This window comes from Rhizorhabdus sp. GW822-FHT03C02 (genome assembly GCF_058801765.1).
The window spans coordinates 16,343-33,383 of the sequence record NZ_JBXANN010000005.1 but is presented as its reverse complement, the minus strand read 5'-3'; the positions used below and the strand labels follow the sequence as shown (position 1 = coordinate 33,383).

Below are 17,041 nucleotides of genomic sequence, written 5' to 3'. Positions count from 1 at the left end.
TTGTCAGCCCGGCGGGGGCAGGTTGAAACGGTCGTCGGGGCGCTCCTCCGACTTGCGGAGGACATCATCGGTGCGCTGCGGGCGCGATTCGACCGGCGGCTTGAGCAGCGCGTTGATGTCCGGCTGGATCGCCGCGGTTGCGGGCTTCTGCGGCATCGCATGGCCTTCGGCGGGCTTGAGCACCTCGCGACCGCCGCAGCCGGCAAGCGCGAGCATCAGTGCGGCGGCGGGGAGCAGTCTCGCCGTCATGACGCGATCCCCAGCGCGGCCTTGGCGTCGGCGATCCGCGCGCGCACCTGGTCGGGGGCGGTACCGCCATGGCTCGCCCGGCTCGCGACCGAGGCATCGACCGACAGCGCCGCATAGACCCGGTCGTCGATCCGCGGATCGATCGACTGCAACGCCTCGATCGGCAGCCTGTCGAGCGCCAGCCCCTCGCGTTCGGCCAGCTTCACCGCGGTGCCGGTGATGTGGTGCGCCTCGCGGAACGGGATATCGGCGATCCGCACCAGCCAGTCGGCCAGATCGGTCGCGGTCGAAAAGCCCGCTTCGGCCGCCTGGCGCAGCCGCGGGGCGTTGAAGGTCACGGTCTCCACCATGCCGGTCATCGCCGCGATGGACAGCGCCAGCAGGTCGTGCGCCTCGAACACCGGCGGCTTGTCGTCCTGCATGTCCTTCGAATAAGCGAGCGGCAGCCCCTTCATCGTCATCACCAGCGCGGTCATGCAGCCGGCGATCCGCCCCGAATGGCCGCGCACCAGTTCGGCGGCATCGGGGTTGCGCTTCTGCGGCATGATCGACGACCCGGTCGAATAGGCATCGGGCAGCGACACGAACGCATAAGGCTGGCTTGCCCAGATGATGAATTCCTCGGCGAGCCGCGACAGATGGAGCGAGGCCTGGGTCGCCGCCATCAGATAATCGAGCGCGAAGTCGCGGTCGGACACCGAATCGAGCGAATTGTCGGTCGGGGCGTCGAAACCGAGCGCCGCCGCGGTCGCGTGGCGGTCGATCGGAAAGCCGGTGCCGGCGAGCGCGGCCGCGCCGAGCGGGCAGCGGTTGAGCCGGGCGCGGGCATCGGCGAAGCGGCTGCGGTCGCGGCCGATCATCTCATAATAGGCCATCAGATGATGGCCGAGGGTGACCGGCTGGGCGACCTGCAAATGGGTGAAGCCCGGCATCACGCTCGCGGCATGTTCTTCGGCACGGATGACCAGCGCGGTCTGGAGCGCGGCGAGCCCGGCCTCGACCGAATCGATCGCGTCGCGGACCCACAGTTTGAAATCGGTCGCGACCTGGTCGTTGCGCGACCGCGCGGTGTGGAGCCGGCCGGCGGCGGGGCCGATCAGCTGGGCGAGCCGGGTCTCGGTCGCCATGTGGATATCCTCGAGCGCCAGATCGACCGGCACACCCTGTGCGCGATATTCGGCCTCGATCGTCGCCAGCCCACCCGAAATCGCCTCGGCATCGGCCTGGCTGACGATCTTGCGGTCGGCGAGCATCGCGACATGCGCCTGCGATCCGGCAATGTCCTGTCGCCAAAGCCGCTTGTCGAAGGGTATGGAGGCGTTAATCTCACGCATCACCGCGGCGGGCCCTTCCGCGAAGCGCCCTCCCCACATCTTGTTGGAGTCTTCCGTGCGGCCGCTAATTGCCTGTCTCCTCGCGCTCGCGCTGGTCGCCTGCGATAGTAAACCCCAACAGTCACCGCAAGGCGGCGTACCGCCCGAATCGGTCGGTCGGGTCGATATCAGTCAGCGGGGCAAGGAAATTCCCGCGATTCCGTTCGTCGCACCCGGCGGCGGGCCCGCCAGCCTGGCGCAATTTCGCGGCAAACCGCTGATGGTCAATCTCTGGGCGACCTGGTGCGCGCCGTGCAAGGCGGAGATGCCGGCGCTCGATGCGATCGCGCAAAAGGAGGCCGGCCGCTTCCGGCTGATCACCGTCAGCCAGGATCTCGAAGGCGCCAAGGTCGTCACCCCCTTCTTCCAGAAGGAGGGATTCAAGGCGCTGCCGCAATATCTCGATCAGCAGAATGTGCTGATGGAGGCGTTCCAGACCGACACGCTGCCGACGACGATCTTCTTCGACGCGCATGGCAAGGAGCAGTGGCGGGTGATGGGGGCGATGGACTGGGGCGGCGCGGGCGCGAAGAAGCTGATCGACGACGCGCTCAATCCGCCGGGCTGATCGACCCGCCGGCGGCTTCGGCAGTGGTGGTGCGTCTGCGATGCCGCCGCCACAGCACCCATAGCAGGATGCAGGCTCCCACGGTCGGCACCGCGATCAGCAGTTCGGTCTTGTAGGGCAGGAGCCTTGCGAGCAACCGGTCGACCACCGGTCCGAACCGATAGCCGATCGAGGTGAACACCGCCGACCAGATCAGCGCGGCGACGATGTTGAGCGCGATGAATCGCCGATGATCGATCCGGGTCAGCCCGATCGCGATCGGGCTGACCGTCCGCAGCCCGTAGAGGAAGCGGAACACCAGGATATAGGCGGTGGGATAGCGCTCGATGAAGCCGACCGCGCGCGCGAAGGCGGGACGCTGCCGGGTGCGGGCCACGAACGGCCGGTCGCGGAAGCGGCGGCCGAGGAGGAAGAAGATCTGGTCGGCGAAAACCGCGCCGACGCTGCTTGCCATGAACGCGGCCCAGGGCGGCATCAGGCCGCGCTGCGCCATCACCCCGCCCGCGACCGCCGCGGTCTCGCCCTCGAAGCCGGCCCCCAGCGCGACCGCCCAGGGGCCATAATGTTGCACGAGATCGCCGATGAAAGACATCCACCGCACCATAGCGGGGCGGGGCAGGGTGGCCAGCGGCGTTTGCGCGCGCTCTTCCCCTCGTCATCCCGGCGAAGGCCGGGATCTCAGGCGGTAAGAACGCGCGCCGTCGTCATGAAATCCGGCCGCCGATGGGACAGCCGGACATTCGGCTCAATCCCGCAGCAGCTCGTTGATCCCGGTCTTCGACCGCGTCTGCGCATCGACCCGCTTGACGATCACCGCGCAATAAAGTCCCGGACCGCCATCCTTGCCAGGCATCGATCCGGGCACGACCACCGAATAGGCCGGCACCCGGCCGTAGACGATCTCGCCGGTCGCACGATCGACGATCTTGGTCGACGCGCCCAGATAGACGCCCATCGACAGCACCGCGCCCTGTTCGACGATCACGCCCTCGGCGACCTCCGATCGCGCGCCGATGAAGCAGTCGTCCTCGATGATCACCGGGCCCGCCTGGAGCGGCTCGAGCACCCCGCCGATGCCGACCCCGCCCGACAGATGGACGTTGCGGCCGATCTGCGCGCAACTGCCGACCGTGGTCCAGGTGTCGACCATGCTGTTCTCGCCGACGAACGCGCCGAGATTGACGAAGCTTGGCATCAGCACCGCACCCTTGGCGACATGCGCGCCGCGCCGGACGATCGATCCGGGCACCGCGCGGAAGCCCGCCTGGCGGAACTCGGCCTCGCCCCAGCCGGCGAACTTGCTCGGCACCTTGTCCCACCAGTGCGCGGTTGAATTGCCGCTGCCCGGGCCACCGGCGATCAGCTCCATGTCGTTGAGCCGGAACGACAGCAGCACCGCCTTCTTGAGCCACTGATTGACCGTCCAGCCGCCGTCGGCGCCCTTTTCGGCAACCCGGCGGGTGCCGGCGTCGAGCGCGAGCAGCGCCTCCTCGACGGCGTCGCGCACCGCGCCCTTGGTCGAAAAGCCGATCGAGTCGCGGTCTTCCCACGCCTGTTCGATCACGGTCTGCAGATCACTCATTCCATATCCCCTGTCAGTTCGTGCAGCCATTCGCTGAGATCGCCGATCTCATAGTCGATGAAGCTGCTGTCGGCGCCGTGGGCGCCATATTCGGATCCATTGTTGATCCACACCGTCGTCATCCCGATCGCCTTGGCCGGCTTCAGGTTGCGCGCCATGTCCTCGACGAACAGCGCGGTGGTCGGATTGACCGCAAGCGCCTGGGTCATGCTCGCATAGCTGCGCGGATCGGGCTTGGGCTGATAGGCGCAGGCGTGGATGTCGTGAATCGCCTCGAAGCTCTTCGACAGCCCGAGCTTGGCGAGGACGCGCCCGGCATAGTCGGCATCGCCATTGGTGAAGATCAGCTTGCGCCCGGGCAGTTTCGCGATCGCGCGCACCAGTCGCTCGTCCTCCTGCAGCACGTCCATCTCGATATCGTGGACGAAGGCGAGGAACTCGTGCGGGTCGATGTCGTGGGTCTGCATCAGCCCTGACAGCGTCGTCCCATGTTCGTGGAACAGCCGCTTCTGGACCTCGTGCGCCGCCTGCGGATCGAGCCCGAGCAGCCGCTGGACATAAAGGCCCATGCGGACGTCGATCAGCCCGAACAGGTCTGCCGATGCCGGATAAACTGTGTTATCCAGATCGAAGATCCAGCTTTGAATATGGCTTAGACCGGGGGGCATGGCGCCGCGGACTAGCCGGTCGGTGGGGCGACCGCAACCATTTCGGGCCGGATCGGGGGGACGTCGCCGCTTGAGCATGGCGCAGCACGCGGCTGCCACGTCCCTGCGCGATTGTTGGGGGGCGTAGATGCGTAGGATTGCGAAGCGCGTGCGCGGGGGCGCCGCGATATGGCCTGTATTGCTGTTGTCGGCTTGCGGTGGTGGCGGCGGCGTGAACTCGACGCCGGCACCGACCGGTTCGGCCACGGCCACCCCGACGCCCACCCCGACGGTCAGTGCGACGCCGACCCCGACGCCGGCACCAGCCCCGACGATCGCCACCAGCAATGTCGGCAATATCAATTATGACGATGCCGAATATCGCCGGTCGAACACCGCGGTCGCGGCCAATGCGCTCGCGGGCTACAGCCAGGGCGCGACCGGCGCCGGGGTCAAGATCGCGATCGTCGATTCAGGGCTGACCGACGTGAACGGCCAGTTCACCGGCCGCATCGATTCGGCGAGCACCGACATCGTCGCGAACCGCGGCATATCCGATCCCAACGGCCATGGCACTTCGGTCGCCGCGATCGCCGCCGCAGCGCGCAACGGCAGCGACATAGCGGGGGTCGCGTTCGGCGCGACCCTGCTGATCGAGCGCACCGATTCGGTGAACAGCTGCACCGCCACCGGCTGCCAGCACAGCGATTCGAACATTGCCCGCGCGATCGACTATGCGCGCACCAACGGCGCGAAGGTGATCAACATCTCGCTCGGCGGCAGCGCCCCGAACAGCGCCCTGCTGACCGCGGTGCGCGCCGCGGCGGCGGCGGGTATCATCACCGTCATCTCGTCGGGCAACGAAGGCGCTGCGGCACCCGATGCCTTCGCTCAGCTCGCCGGCGACACCATGGTCGCCGGCATGGTGATCATCGCCGGTTCGCACGACGCCGCCGGCAATGCCTCCGGCTTCTCGAACAAGGCCGGCGGCTATGGCCAATATTATCTGACCGCGATGGGCGATTTCGCGCGCACCTTCGATCAGAACGGCGCCTATTGGCTGCCGCAGGGGACCTCTTATGCCGCGCCGGCGATCGCGGGTGCGATCGCGCTGATCGCCCAGGCCTTCCCGACCCTGACCGGCCGGCAGATCATCGATCTTCTCTACGCCACCGCGACCGATGGTGGTGCGGCCGGGGTCGACAGCATCTTCGGCCATGGCCTGCTCAACCTCACCAAAGCCTTTCAGCCGCAGGGGGCGCTGAGCCTCGCCGGCAGCAGCATCGCGATCACCACCCAAAGCGAGGCGATACTCGGCACCGCGATGGGGGATGCCAGCCAGACCGGGGCATCGCTCACCACCGTCATCCTCGATGGCTATGGCCGTGCCTTCACGATGAATCTCGGCGGGACGCTGGCCTATCAGCCGCGCAGCCGGCAGCTGGGGGCCTCGCTGGTCGGGGACATGCGCGCGACCGGCTTTTCGACGGGGGCGGTCGCTGTCTCGCTCAACATCGCCCGCAATGCGCGGGCACAGCCGGCCGCCGATATCCGAAAGCTAGGCCTCAGCGACACCGACGCCCGCGCCGCGCGGATGATCTCGGGCCGGGTTGCGGCGAAGCTCGGCGCGCGCACCGATGCGCTGTTCGGCTTCGCCGAGGGCGCCGGCCGGCTGGCGGCGATGCTCGACGGCCGCGCCGACCTGCCCTTCATCGTCGCGCATGAACCCGATGCGACCCCGGGCTTCGTCACCCGCAACGGCCAATCCTTCGCGCTGCGCCGCGACCTCGGCTTCGCCGGGGTGACGGTGGCAAGCGAGCGCGGTGTTGCCAACCGTCTCGGCAGCGCCGACCTGCGGATCGGGCGCGATGCCGGTTACCAGAGCGCGAGCATCCGGCTCGACCGCCGCTTCGGCGCGCTGTCGCTGTCGGGCGGGATCGCGATGATGCGCGAGACCGGAATGGTGCTCGGTGCGCGCTTCGGCGCGGCGCTGGGCGGCGGCGGGGCCACCACCCGGCTGGCCGATGTCCGTGCCGAATGGGCGCTGGGCCATGGCTGGTCGCTGGCGGCGGCGGCGCGCCAGGGCTGGACCCGCGCCGACACCGGCGGCGCGCTGGTCAGCGGCCGCCTCGCGGTCGACGCCTTCGCGCTCGACATCGCGAAGCTCGGCTATGATCAGCGTTTCGGCTTCCGGATCGCCCAGCCGCTGCGGGTCGAGCGCGGCGGTTACGACCTCGATCTTCCCACCGGCTATGATTATGCGACCGGGGTGACGAGCTATTCGCGCGAACGGCTGGGCCTGGCGCCTGCGGGCCGCGAGATCGACGCCGAGGCCAGCTATGGCCGGCGGCTGGGGGCAGGCTGGATCGACGCCAATCTGTTCCTGCGCCGCCAGCCCGGCAATTTCGCCACGGCACCCACCGACAGCGGCGGGGCGATTCGCTACCAGGCCGCGTTTTGAACATTCGCGGCTGCGCGATGGATAGCGATTGCAAAGGATTGCAACGCCATCGACCCTCCCGCCGGAAATTTATCGTTTGATTCCATGATGTCGACATGACCGACCGATCCGGCTTGGCGATCGCGGCGGCCATGGCTCGGTGCATCCAAGATTTTGTTAACCATAAACTGCGAACGCTCCGCCGGTAATTTGTTTCGGAGCGTTTCATGCGTAACCATCGGGCCGCCGCGCGCAGCTGCGTCAGTGTCTTGCCGTTCCTCGTCCTCGCCGCCTGTGGTGGCGGTGGCGGCGTCAACTCGACTCCAACCCCGACCGGTACGGCATCGACGACGACGAGCGCGCCGACCCCGACGCCTACTCCGACCCCGACCCCGACCCCTACTCCGACGCCGACCCCGACCCCGACCCCGACCCCGACCCCGACCCCGACCCCGACTCCTACACCAACGCCCACCCCGACACCCACGCCAACCCCAACTCCTACACCAACCTCGACACCTGCGGTCGCCACCCGCAATGTCGGCAACATCAACTACAATGATGCCGAATATCAGCGCTCGAACGCGGCGACGGCCGCCAACGCGCTGGCGGCCTACAGCCAGGGCGCGACCGGGGCCGGGGTCAAGATCGCGATCCTCGATTCGGGCGTGACCGACGCCAAGGGCCAGTTCACCGGCCGCATCGATTCGGCGAGCACCGACATCGTCTCGAACCGCGGCATCACCGACGAGAGCGGCCATGGCACCTCGGTGGCGGCGGTGGCCGCGGCCGGGCGCGACGCATCGGACATATTGGGGATGGCGTTCGGCGCGACCCTTTTGATCGAACGCACCGATTCGGTCGGCACCTGCGCCAGCAGCACCGGCTGCCAGCATAGCGACAGCTCGCTGGCCCGCGCGGTCGACTATGCGCGCACCAATGGCGCGAAGGTGATCAACATCTCGCTCGGCGGCAGCGCCGGCAACAGCACTTTGGTGTCGGCGGTCCGTGCCGCGACCCAGGCGGGGATCATCGTCGTGATCTCGGCCGGCAACGACAGTGCGGCGTCACCCGACGCTCTCGCGCTGATGGCCGCCGACAGCCAGATGAACGGCATGGTGATCATCGCCGGCTCGCATGATTCGACGGGGGCGATCTCCAGCTTCTCGAACAAGGCCGGCGGCTATGGCCAATTTTATCTCGCCGCGCTCGGCGATCGCGCGCGCGCGTTCAGCAACGACGGCAGCGACTATTATTATTCGGGAACCTCCTACTCGGCGCCGGCGATCGCCGGCGCGATCGCACTGCTCGAACAGGCCTTCCCGACCCTGACCGGCAAGCAGATCGTCGACCTTCTTTATGCGACCGCGACCGATGCCGGCAGCACGGGCGTCGACGATGTGTTCGGGCGCGGTATCCTCAACCTCACCAAGGCGTTCCAGCCGCAGGGATCGACTAGCCTGGCGGGCAGCGCGACCCCGGTATCGACCGGCAACAACGCCGTGCTCGGCACTGCGATGGGCGACGCGAGTCAGACCGGTGCGTCGGTCGGTGCGGTCGTCATCGACGGCTATGGCCGGGCCTTCACGATGAATCTCGGCGGCAGCCTCGCGCATGCACCGCTCAGCCGGCCGCTGGGGGCGGCGCTGGTCGGCGACATGCGCGCGACCGGCTTTTCGGCGGGGACGGTCGCGGTCTCGCTCAATATCGCCCGCAATGCGCTGGCGCAGCCGGCCGCCGATATCCGAAAGCTGGGCCTCAGCGACACCGACGCCCGCACCGCGCGGATGATCTCGGGCCGGGTCGCGGCGAAGCTCGGCGCGCGCACCGACGCGGTGTTCGGCTTTGCCGAGGGTGCCGGGCGGCTGGCGGCGATGCTCGACGGCCGTGCCGACCTGCCCTTCGTCGTCGCGCGCGAGCCTGACGCCACCCCGGGCTTCGCCACCCGCAGCGGCCAGTCCTTCGCACTGCGCCGCGACCTCGGCTTTGCCGGGGTCACCATCGCCAGCGAGCAGGGGGTAGCGAATCGCATGACCGCGACCGAATCGCGGATCGGCCGCGGCCGCGACGATGCCTATCAAAGCGCGAGCATCCGGCTCGACCGCCGTTTCGGCGCGCTGTCGCTGTCGGGCGGGATCGCGATGATGCGCGAGACCGGGACGGTGCTCGGTGCGCGCTTCGGCGCGGCGCTGGGCGGCGGCGGGGCCACGACCCGGCTGGCCGATATCCGCGCCGAATGGGCGCTGGGCCATGGCTGGTCGCTGGCCGCGGCGGCGCGCCAGGGCTGGACCCGCGCCGACACCGGCGGCGCGCTGGTCAGCGGCCGCCTCGCGGTCAACGCTTTCGCGCTCGATATCGCGAAGGTTGGTCAGGACCAGCGTTTCGGCTTCCGGATCACGCAGCCGCTGCGGGTCGAAAGCGGCGGCTATGATCTGAATCTCCCTACCGGCTATGACTATGCGACCGGGGTGACGGGCTATTCGCGCGAGCGGCTGGGCCTGGCGCCTGCGGGCCGCGAGATCGACGCCGAGGCCAGCTATGGCCGGCGGCTGGGGGCGGGTTGGATCGACGCCAATCTGTTCCTGCGCCGCCAACCCGGCAACTATGCCACCGCGCCCACCGACAGCGGCGCAGCCATCCGCTACGCGGCGAGCTTCTGAGGCGGCCTATTGGGGGAGCATGGCTCCTCGACACCGTCATGCTGAACTTGTTTCAGCATCCACTCTTCAGCTCGGGAACGTTCCCCCGTGACACGGTGGATGCTGAAACAAGTTCAGCATGACGAAAGAAAAGTGATTGAATTCAGACCGTAAAACTCTCACCGCAGCCGCAGCTGCCCTTGGCGTTGGGATTGGCGAACACGAAGCCCGCGGTGAAATCATCCTCGACCCAGTCCATCGTCGAGCCGATCAGATAGAGCAGCGATCCGCCGTCGACATAGAAGTCGCCGCCCGACGTCACGATCTTCTCGTCGAAAGGATCGGCCTCGGTCACATAATCGACCGAATAAGCGAGTCCCGAACAGCCGCGGCGCGGGGTCGACAGCTTGACGCCGATGGCGTCTGCCGGCGCGCTCGCCATCAGCGTGGCGATGCGGGCGTCGGCCGACGGGGTGAGGATCAGCGCGGCGGGTCGGGTGCGGGTGGTGGTGGCCATCAGAGCATTCCCAGTTCGAGCTTGGCTTCGTCGGACATCTTGCCCGGATCCCAGGGCGGATCCCAGATCAGGTTGACCTCGGCCGACCCGACCCCCGGCACCGCGCCGACCCGAAGCTCGACCTCGCCCGGCATCGATTCTGCGACCGGGCAATGCGGGGTGGTGAGCGTCATCGTCACCAGCACATGATTGTCGGCGGTGATATCGACCCCGTAGATCAGGCCGAGTTCGTAGATGTTCACCGGAATCTCGGGATCGTAGATCTCCTTGAGCGCATCGATCACGCCTTCGTAGAGATCGCCGCCCGGCTCGCCTGCGGCTTCGGCCATCGGCTTGGCCTGCAGGAAGCCTTCGAGATAGTCGGGCTTGCGTCCGGCTTCGTCGGCGGCTTCGCCCTTCATCGCGTCGAGATCGACACGCGCCTTGGGCGGCGGGGCCACCGCGGTGACCTCCTCGACATCGAGGTTGTGAGGTTGCTGTTCGTCCATCATCCGAAAATCCGCGTCACCCGTTCGATTCCCTGTATCAGCGCCGCGACGTCGGCCTCGCCATTATAGATGCCGAAGCTGGCGCGCGCGGTCGCGGGGATGTCGAGATGCTCCATCAGCGGCTGGGCGCAATGATGCCCGGCCCGGATCGCGACTCCCCCTTCGTCCAATATGGTGCCGATGTCGTGCGGATGCACCCCCTCGATCGCGAAACTCACGATTCCGGCGGCGTCGTCGGGCCCGAACAGCGTCACGCTGTTGATCGCGCCGAGCGCGGCGCGGGCCTGCGCGACCAAGGCGACCTCATGCGCGTGGATCACCGGCAGGCCGATCGCCTCGACATAGTCGATCGCGGCATGGAGGCCGAGCGCGCCGACGATGTTGGGCGTGCCTGCCTCGAAACGCTGCGGCGCGGGCGCCCATGTCGTTTTCGCGAAGGTCACCCGGTCGATCATCGATCCGCCGCCCTGCCAGGGCGGCATCGCGTTCAGGATCTCGCCTTTGGTCCACAGCACCCCGATCCCGGTCGGGCCGTAGAGCTTGTGCCCCGAAAAGGCGTAGAAGTCGCAGCCGATCGCCTGCACGTCGGCGCCGATCCGCGGCACCGCCTGGCAGCCATCGATCAGGATCTTCGCCCCGACCCGATGCGCGAGCTCGGTCGCGCGCTTCGCGTCGAGCACCGATCCGAGCACGTTCGAGACATGCGCGAAGGCGACCAGCTTATGTTGCTCGGTCAGCATCGCCTCGGCGGCGTCGAGATCGATCTTGCCGTCGGCGGTGAGCGGGCAGACGTCGATCGCGACTCCGGTCCGATCCTGGATCAGCTGCCACGGCACGATATTGCTGTGATGCTCGAGCTGCGACAGCAGGATGCGGTCGCCCGCCTTCAGATTGGCGACGCCCCAGCTCTGCGCGACGAGGTTGATCGCCTCGGTCGCGCCGCGCACGAACACGACTTCGTCGGCCGACCGTGCATTGATGAAGCGGGCGACCCGCTGGCGTGCGGCCTCATAGGCGATCGTCATGTCGGCCGAGCGGCGATAGACGCCGCGGTGGACGGTCGCATAGTCGCGGGCATAGGCGGTCTCGATCGCGTCGATCACCGCGCGCGGCTTCTGCGCGGTCGCCGCGGTGTCGAGATAATGCCAGCCCGCCTCGATCGCCGGAAAATCTGCGGCCCAGTTGGTGGCGGCGGCGTTCATGCGCGTTCGTCCAGCCAGGCGTCGACATCGGCCATGAAGGCCTCCCTCACATCGTCCTCGCCGATCCGGTCGATCGCATCGGCCATGAAGGCATGGGTCAGCAGCACCTTCGCCCGCTCGGGGGTGATGCCGCGGCTCTGCATGTAGAACAGCGCGCGATCGTCGAGCTCGCCGACGGTGGCGCCATGCGCGCATTTGACGTCGTCGGCGAATATCTCGAGCTCGGGCTTGAGGTTCACCGTCGCGGTGCGCTTGAGCATTAGCCCGCGCAGCGACTGTTCGGCGTCGGTCTTCTGCGCGTCGCGCGCGACCTCGACCCGCGCCGCCATGCTGGTGGTCGCCTTGTCGTCGGCCACCGCGCGCCACGGCTGGCGGCTGCTGCCCTGCTCACGGGCATGGCGGACGACGATCGCGGCGTCGTGGCGCTGGCTGTGGCGCGCGAGCAGCGCGCCGCCATGCTCGGCAAAGGCACCGGGCCCGTCGAGGACGATATGGCCGTCGATCCGGCTGCCGCCGTCGCCGGCGCCGAGCACGGTCGTCACCAGGCTCGCGCCCGCGCCGACCGTCGCCTCGTCGCGCAGCGAGGTGAAGCCGCTCGCCTGGACGATCCGGATCGCCCGCATCAACCGTGCCGAGCGGCCAAGCTCGATCCGGGTCAGCGCATTCGCCCAGCCGTCGCCGACATAGGTCTCGACGATGCTCGCCTGCGCATCTTCGGCCAGCACGATTCGCGCGGGCAGATGGCTGGCGCCGCCGGTCGCGACATGGACGATCTCGATCGCCCCCTTCGGCGTCGCCTCGTCCTTGCCCAGCGTCAGCGTCCAGCCGGGGCCGGTCGCGAGCTTCGCGAGCGGATGATCGGATACGGCCTCGGTCGGGCCGACGACCACGGGTCCGGGGGTGCTGGCGGTCGCGTCATAGCGACCGTCGACGAACAGCAGCCGCGGCCCGCTGCCGATCCACCGCGGTTCGATCGCGGTGCCCGACGCGCGCGCCTCAGCGAGCGCGGGCAGGGCGGTCAGATCCGACCAGCGCCACGCTTCGTCGCGCGAGGTGGGGAGGGCGAGGGTCACGCCGCAATCGCCCCATAGCCCTCGCGCTCGAGTTCGAGCGCCAGTTCGGCGCCGCCCGTGCGCACGATCCGCCCCGCCGCCAGCACATGGACGAAGTCGGGTTTCACATAGTCGAGCAGCCGCTGATAATGGGTGATCAGCAGCACCGCCTTGTCGGGCTTGCGCATGATCATGTTGATGCCGTGGCCGACGGTGCGCAGCGCGTCGATGTCGAGCCCCGAATCGGTCTCGTCGAGGATCGCCAGCTTGGGATCGATGATCCCCATCTGGACCATCTCGTTGCGTTTCTTCTCGCCGCCCGAGAAGCCGACATTCACCGCGCGCTTGAGCATGTCCATGCTCAGCCCGAGCTCGTCGGCCTGTTTCTTGGCGCGCTTGAGAAAATCGCCGCCCGACAGCGGCGCCTCGCCGCGCAGCCGGCGCTGGGCGTTGAGCGCTTCGCGCAGGAACTGGACGTTGGAGACGCCGGGAATCTCGACCGGATACTGAAACCCCAGGAACAGCCCGGCGGCGGCGCGCTCGTGCGGCGCCAGCGTGAGCAGATCCTGGCCATCGAAGGTCGCGCTGCCCTCGGTCACCTCATAGCCGGGGCGGCCCGACAGGACATAGGACAAGGTCGACTTGCCGGCGCCGTTCGGCCCCATGATCGCATGGATCTCGCCCGGTTCGATCGTCAGCGACAGCCCCTTGAGGATGGGCTTGCCGTCGATTTCGGCGTGGAGGTTTTCGATCTTCAGCATTCTATTTCCTGTCGTCGTGCCAGCGCAGGCTGGCATCCATGTCTCTCTCCACGAACGCTGCCTTATGCGGCAACAGCCATGGACCCCAGCCTTCGCTGGGGTGACGGTGATGGGTTGGATACTTAACCAACCGAGCCCTCGAGGCTGATCCCCAGCAGCTTCTGTGCCTCGACCGCGAACTCCATCGGCAGCTGCTGGAGCACTTCCTTGGCGAAGCCGTTGACGATCAGCGCCACCGAGGCCTCCTGGTCGAGGCCGCGCGACATCGCGTAGAAGAGCTGATCGTCGCTGATCTTCGAGGTGGTCGCCTCATGTTCGATCTGCGCCGAGGGGTTCTTCACCTCGATATAGGGGACGGTGTGCGCCCCGCACCGGTCGCCGAGCAGCAGGCTGTCGCACTGGGTGTGGTTGCGCGCGCCCTCGGCGGTCGGGCCGACCCGGACGAGCCCGCGATAGGTGTTGTCGCTGCGTCCGGCCGAGATTCCCTTCGAGACGATCGTCGAGCGGGTATTCTTGCCGAGATGGATCATCTTGGTGCCGGTGTCGGCCTGCTGGCGGTTGTTGGTGACCGCGACCGAGTAGAATTCGCCGACGCTGTTGTCGCCGGCGAGCACGCAGCTCGGATATTTCCAGGTGATCGCGCTGCCGGTTTCGACCTGGGTCCAGCTGACCTTGCTGTTGCGGCCCTGGCACAAAGCGCGCTTGGTCACGAAATTATAGATGCCGCCGCGGCCTTCGGCATCGCCCGGATACCAGTTCTGGACGGTCGAATATTTGATCTCGGCATCGTCGAGCGCGACCAGTTCGACCACCGCGGCGTGGAGCTGGTTTTCGTCGCGCATCGGCGCGGTGCAGCCCTCCAGATAGGAGACATGGCTGCCCTTGTCGGCGACGATCAGGGTGCGTTCGAACTGGCCGGTATTCTCGGCATTGATCCGGAAATAGGTCGACAGCTCCATCGGGCAGCGCACCCCCTCGGGGATGTAGACGAAGGTGCCGTCGGAGAAGACCGCGCAGTTGAGCGTGGCGAAATAATTGTCGTGCATCGGCACGACCTTGCCGAGCCAGCGCTTCACCAGATCGGGATATTCGCGGATCGCCTCGCTGATCGAGCGGAAGATGACTCCGGCCTTCTCCAGTTCGGCGCGGAAGGTCGTGGCGACCGAGACGCTGTCGAACACCGCGTCGACCGCGACCTTGCGCGCGCCTTCGACCCCGGCGAGCATCTTCTGCTCCTCGATCGGGATGCCGAGCTTCTCGTAGACCCGCAGGATTTCGGGATCGACCTCGTCGAGCGAGGCCGGGCCGTCCTTCGCCTTGGGCGCGGCGTAATAATAGGCGTCCTGATAGTCGATCGGCGGCACGTCGAGCTTGGCCCAGTCGGGCGGGGTCATCGTCAGCCAGAGGCGATAGGCCTTCAGCCGCCATTCGAGCATCCATTCGGGCTCGTTCTTCTTCGCCGAGATGAAGCGGACGGTGTCCTCGCTCAGCCCCTTCGGCGCGAAATCCTGCTCGATGTCGCTGGTGAAGCCCCATTCGTAATTCGATGCGCGGTCGGCGGCCTCGTGCGCGGCCTGGTTCTTCAGCGGCGCGCTGCCAGTGTCGATGCTGGTGTCGATATCGGTCATGCGCCTACTCCCGGCTGCAATATTTCGGCCTGGATCGTCGCAGCCTGGGTCAACGCAGGCCGGCTCGCACCCGCGAGGGTGGCGAGGCTGACCCCGCCCAGCGCGCCGCGGATCGTGTCGTTGACCATGGTCCAGTGCGGCTTGACCCGGCAGGCGCCTTCGAGGCCGCAATCATGGCGATGGTCGTCGACGCAGGCGGTCATCGCGATCGGTCCCTCGACCGCCTCGATGATGTCGGCGAGGCTGATCGCGGCCGGGTCGCGCGCCAGCGCGAAGCCGCCGCCGGTGCCGCGCGCCGACACCAGCAGCCCGGCGGCGGCGAGCCGGCCCATCAGCTTCTGCGCCGTGGGCAGCGGCACCCCGGTCTCGTCGGCGAGCAGGTTCGCGCTCAGCCGCTCGACGCCCTCATGGCGCGCGGCGGCGGACAGCATGACCACCGCATAATCGGCAAGGCTCGATAATCGCATGGCTAACCCTGAAGACCGATCGGTCAAAAAGTCCAATCGGATTGATTCGATCCGATTGCCAATTGGGCGCACAAGGCCGCGGGGTCAAGGGCCTCTACCGGCGAATTGCGGGAGATGGCAAGGCGGGAAGCTTCGGGGGGCATGCCGGGGCAAAATCGACCCGACCGGCGCGAGGCCGGTCGGGCCAGGTGTGAGGGCGGCGAATTAGGTGCCGTCCCTCGGGTCGCCTCGGGATCATGTCGTGCCGACGGGGCCGGATAAGACCGCCAGCACATGCCCAAACCGATACAGGCGCGATCATCGGCGAACATCCCTCATTTGGGGGGGAAGCGAGCAAGGATGACGCGGGCGCGAAGCCGGGTTAAGCGGAGCCATGTCCGTCTATGCCGCGCTCCGCCCTTTGCTGTTCACCCTCGACGCCGAGCGCGCGCACCGGATGACGATCCGCGGGCTGCGGCTGAAACCGGTGCTGGGCCTGCCCGATCATGATCCGCGGCTGGCGATCCGCGTCGCCGGGATCGACTTCCCCAATCCGGTCGGCCTGGCCGCGGGGTTCGACAAGGACGCCCAGGTCCCCGATCCGATGCTCGGCCTGGGCTTCGGCTTCGTCGAGGTCGGGACGCTCACCCCCTTCCCGCAGGCGGGCAATCCGCGCCCGCGGCTGTTCAGGCTCGTCGAAGACCGTGCGGTGATCAACCGGATGGGATTCAACAATGGCGGGCAGGCGGCGGCCTATGAGCGGCTGCTGCGCCGCCGCGACCGGCCCGGCATCGTCGGAGTCAATATCGGCGCCAACAAGGATGCCGCCGACCGCATCGCCGACTATGCCAATGGCGTGAAGGTGATGGCGGGAGTCGCCCGCTACCTGACCGTCAACATCTCCTCGCCCAACACCCCCGGGCTGCGCGCGCTCCAGGATCGCGCCGCGCTCACCGACCTTCTCGCCGCGGTGCGTGCCGCGCGCCCTCAAGGCGGCCCGCCGATATTCCTCAAGGTCGCGCCCGATCTCGAGCCCGCCGATATCGACGACATCGCCGCGGTGCTCGCCGACCAGCCGCTCGACGGGCTGATCGTCTCGAACACCACGATCGGCCGGCCGCCGCTCAAATCGGAGCATGCCGGCGAGGGTGGGGGCCTGTCGGGCGCGCCGCTGCGCGACCTCGCGCTGGCCCGGCTCGCCGATTTTCGCAAGGCGACCGGCGGCGCCGTTCCGCTGATCGCCGCCGGCGGCATCGCCACCGCCGAAGACGCCTATGCCCGCCTCCGCGCCGGCGCGAGCCTGGTCCAGCTCTATTCGGCCTTGGTCTATGAGGGGCCGGGATTGGCCCAACGGATCAATGCCGGTCTGGTGAAGTTGCTCGACCGCGACGGTTTTGCGACCATCGGCGACGCCATCGGGGCGTAGAGCTTCCCCGCCCTGAAAGGGAG

General features: G+C 67.8%; 16 protein-coding genes. 4 read left to right on the top strand and 12 right to left on the bottom strand.

Going from position 1 to position 17,041, the window contains the following annotated elements:
- Positions 1-3: 3 nt before the first annotated feature.
- Positions 4-249 (bottom strand): hypothetical protein, encoded by a 246-nt coding sequence (locus tag AC1RM6_RS14430; protein WP_493102346.1) that lies wholly within the window; start codon positions 247-249, stop codon positions 4-6.
- Complete coding sequence (gene argH, locus AC1RM6_RS14425; RefSeq protein WP_493102344.1) at positions 246-1,622, bottom strand: argininosuccinate lyase; 1,377 nt, start codon at positions 1,620-1,622, stop codon at positions 246-248. Before argH ends, AC1RM6_RS14430 begins: the two co-directional genes overlap by 4 nt.
- Before the next feature lie 16 nt (positions 1,623-1,638).
- Here argH and AC1RM6_RS14420 point away from each other — a divergent pair, with 16 nt between their 5' ends.
- Entirely contained in the window at positions 1,639-2,190 is a 552-nt protein-coding gene (locus tag AC1RM6_RS14420) for a TlpA family protein disulfide reductase (RefSeq protein ID WP_493102342.1), read from the top strand.
- On the opposite strand, the gene AC1RM6_RS14415 is transcribed toward AC1RM6_RS14420, so the two are convergent.
- The 3 genes from AC1RM6_RS14415 to AC1RM6_RS14405 form a co-directional block, all read right to left on the bottom strand.
- The gene (locus tag AC1RM6_RS14415) at positions 2,174-2,782 is read right to left on the bottom strand and encodes a DedA family protein (protein ID WP_493102340.1); all 609 of its coding nucleotides are present in this window, start codon (positions 2,780-2,782) and stop codon (positions 2,174-2,176) included. The two genes, AC1RM6_RS14420 and AC1RM6_RS14415, sit on opposite strands and share 17 nt — an antisense overlap.
- A gap of 153 nt (positions 2,783-2,935) precedes the next feature.
- Entirely contained in the window at positions 2,936-3,772 is an 837-nt protein-coding gene (gene dapD / locus AC1RM6_RS14410; RefSeq protein ID WP_493102338.1) for a 2,3,4,5-tetrahydropyridine-2,6-dicarboxylate N-succinyltransferase, read from the bottom strand.
- A complete protein-coding gene (locus AC1RM6_RS14405; RefSeq protein WP_493102336.1) occupies positions 3,769-4,440 on the bottom strand; it encodes a pyrimidine 5'-nucleotidase in 672 nt (223 codons plus the stop codon). The genes dapD and AC1RM6_RS14405 overlap by 4 nt, the downstream gene beginning before the upstream one ends.
- Positions 4,441-4,651: 211 nt before the next feature.
- Here AC1RM6_RS14405 and AC1RM6_RS14400 point away from each other — a divergent pair, with 211 nt between their 5' ends.
- On the top strand, positions 4,652-6,880 hold the full coding sequence (locus tag AC1RM6_RS14400; protein ID WP_493102334.1) for a S8 family serine peptidase: 2,229 nt from the start codon (positions 4,652-4,654) through the stop codon (positions 6,878-6,880).
- Positions 6,881-7,086: 206 nt separating this feature from the next.
- Positions 7,087-9,519 (top strand): S8 family peptidase, encoded by a 2,433-nt coding sequence (locus AC1RM6_RS14395; protein ID WP_493102332.1) that lies wholly within the window; start codon positions 7,087-7,089, stop codon positions 9,517-9,519.
- Between the two features lie 142 nt (positions 9,520-9,661).
- Here AC1RM6_RS14395 and AC1RM6_RS14390 read toward each other — a convergent pair whose 3' ends face one another.
- The 7 genes from AC1RM6_RS14390 to AC1RM6_RS14360 all read right to left on the bottom strand — a co-directional run bounded on the left by AC1RM6_RS14390 (position 9,662) and on the right by AC1RM6_RS14360 (position 15,613).
- Positions 9,662-10,015 (bottom strand): HesB/IscA family protein, encoded by a 354-nt coding sequence (locus AC1RM6_RS14390; protein WP_493102331.1) that lies wholly within the window; start codon positions 10,013-10,015, stop codon positions 9,662-9,664.
- On the bottom strand, positions 10,015-10,506 hold the full coding sequence (locus tag AC1RM6_RS14385; protein WP_493102329.1) for an SUF system Fe-S cluster assembly protein: 492 nt from the start codon (positions 10,504-10,506) through the stop codon (positions 10,015-10,017). The genes AC1RM6_RS14390 and AC1RM6_RS14385 overlap by 1 nt, the downstream gene beginning before the upstream one ends.
- Positions 10,503-11,705, bottom strand: coding sequence for a cysteine desulfurase (locus AC1RM6_RS14380; protein ID WP_493102327.1), 1,203 nt, complete (start codon positions 11,703-11,705; stop codon positions 10,503-10,505). The genes AC1RM6_RS14385 and AC1RM6_RS14380 overlap by 4 nt, the downstream gene beginning before the upstream one ends.
- Entirely contained in the window at positions 11,702-12,778 is a 1,077-nt protein-coding gene (locus tag AC1RM6_RS14375) for a SufB/SufD family protein (protein WP_493102325.1), read from the bottom strand. The genes AC1RM6_RS14380 and AC1RM6_RS14375 overlap by 4 nt, the downstream gene beginning before the upstream one ends.
- Positions 12,775-13,518: a Fe-S cluster assembly ATPase SufC gene (gene sufC, locus AC1RM6_RS14370; RefSeq protein WP_493102324.1), complete on the bottom strand. Its 744-nt coding sequence runs from the start codon at positions 13,516-13,518 to the stop codon at positions 12,775-12,777. Before sufC ends, AC1RM6_RS14375 begins: the two co-directional genes overlap by 4 nt.
- A 122-nt stretch (positions 13,519-13,640) precedes the next feature.
- Positions 13,641-15,146: a Fe-S cluster assembly protein SufB gene (sufB, locus tag AC1RM6_RS14365; RefSeq protein ID WP_493102322.1), complete on the bottom strand. Its 1,506-nt coding sequence runs from the start codon at positions 15,144-15,146 to the stop codon at positions 13,641-13,643.
- Complete coding sequence (locus AC1RM6_RS14360; protein WP_493102321.1) at positions 15,143-15,613, bottom strand: SUF system Fe-S cluster assembly regulator; 471 nt, start codon at positions 15,611-15,613, stop codon at positions 15,143-15,145. The genes sufB and AC1RM6_RS14360 overlap by 4 nt, the downstream gene beginning before the upstream one ends.
- 373 nt (positions 15,614-15,986) lie before the next feature.
- On the opposite strand from AC1RM6_RS14360, the gene AC1RM6_RS14355 reads away from it, so the two are divergent.
- Complete coding sequence (locus AC1RM6_RS14355; RefSeq protein WP_493102319.1) at positions 15,987-17,018, top strand: quinone-dependent dihydroorotate dehydrogenase; 1,032 nt, start codon at positions 15,987-15,989, stop codon at positions 17,016-17,018.
- Positions 17,019-17,041 lie beyond the last annotated feature (23 nt).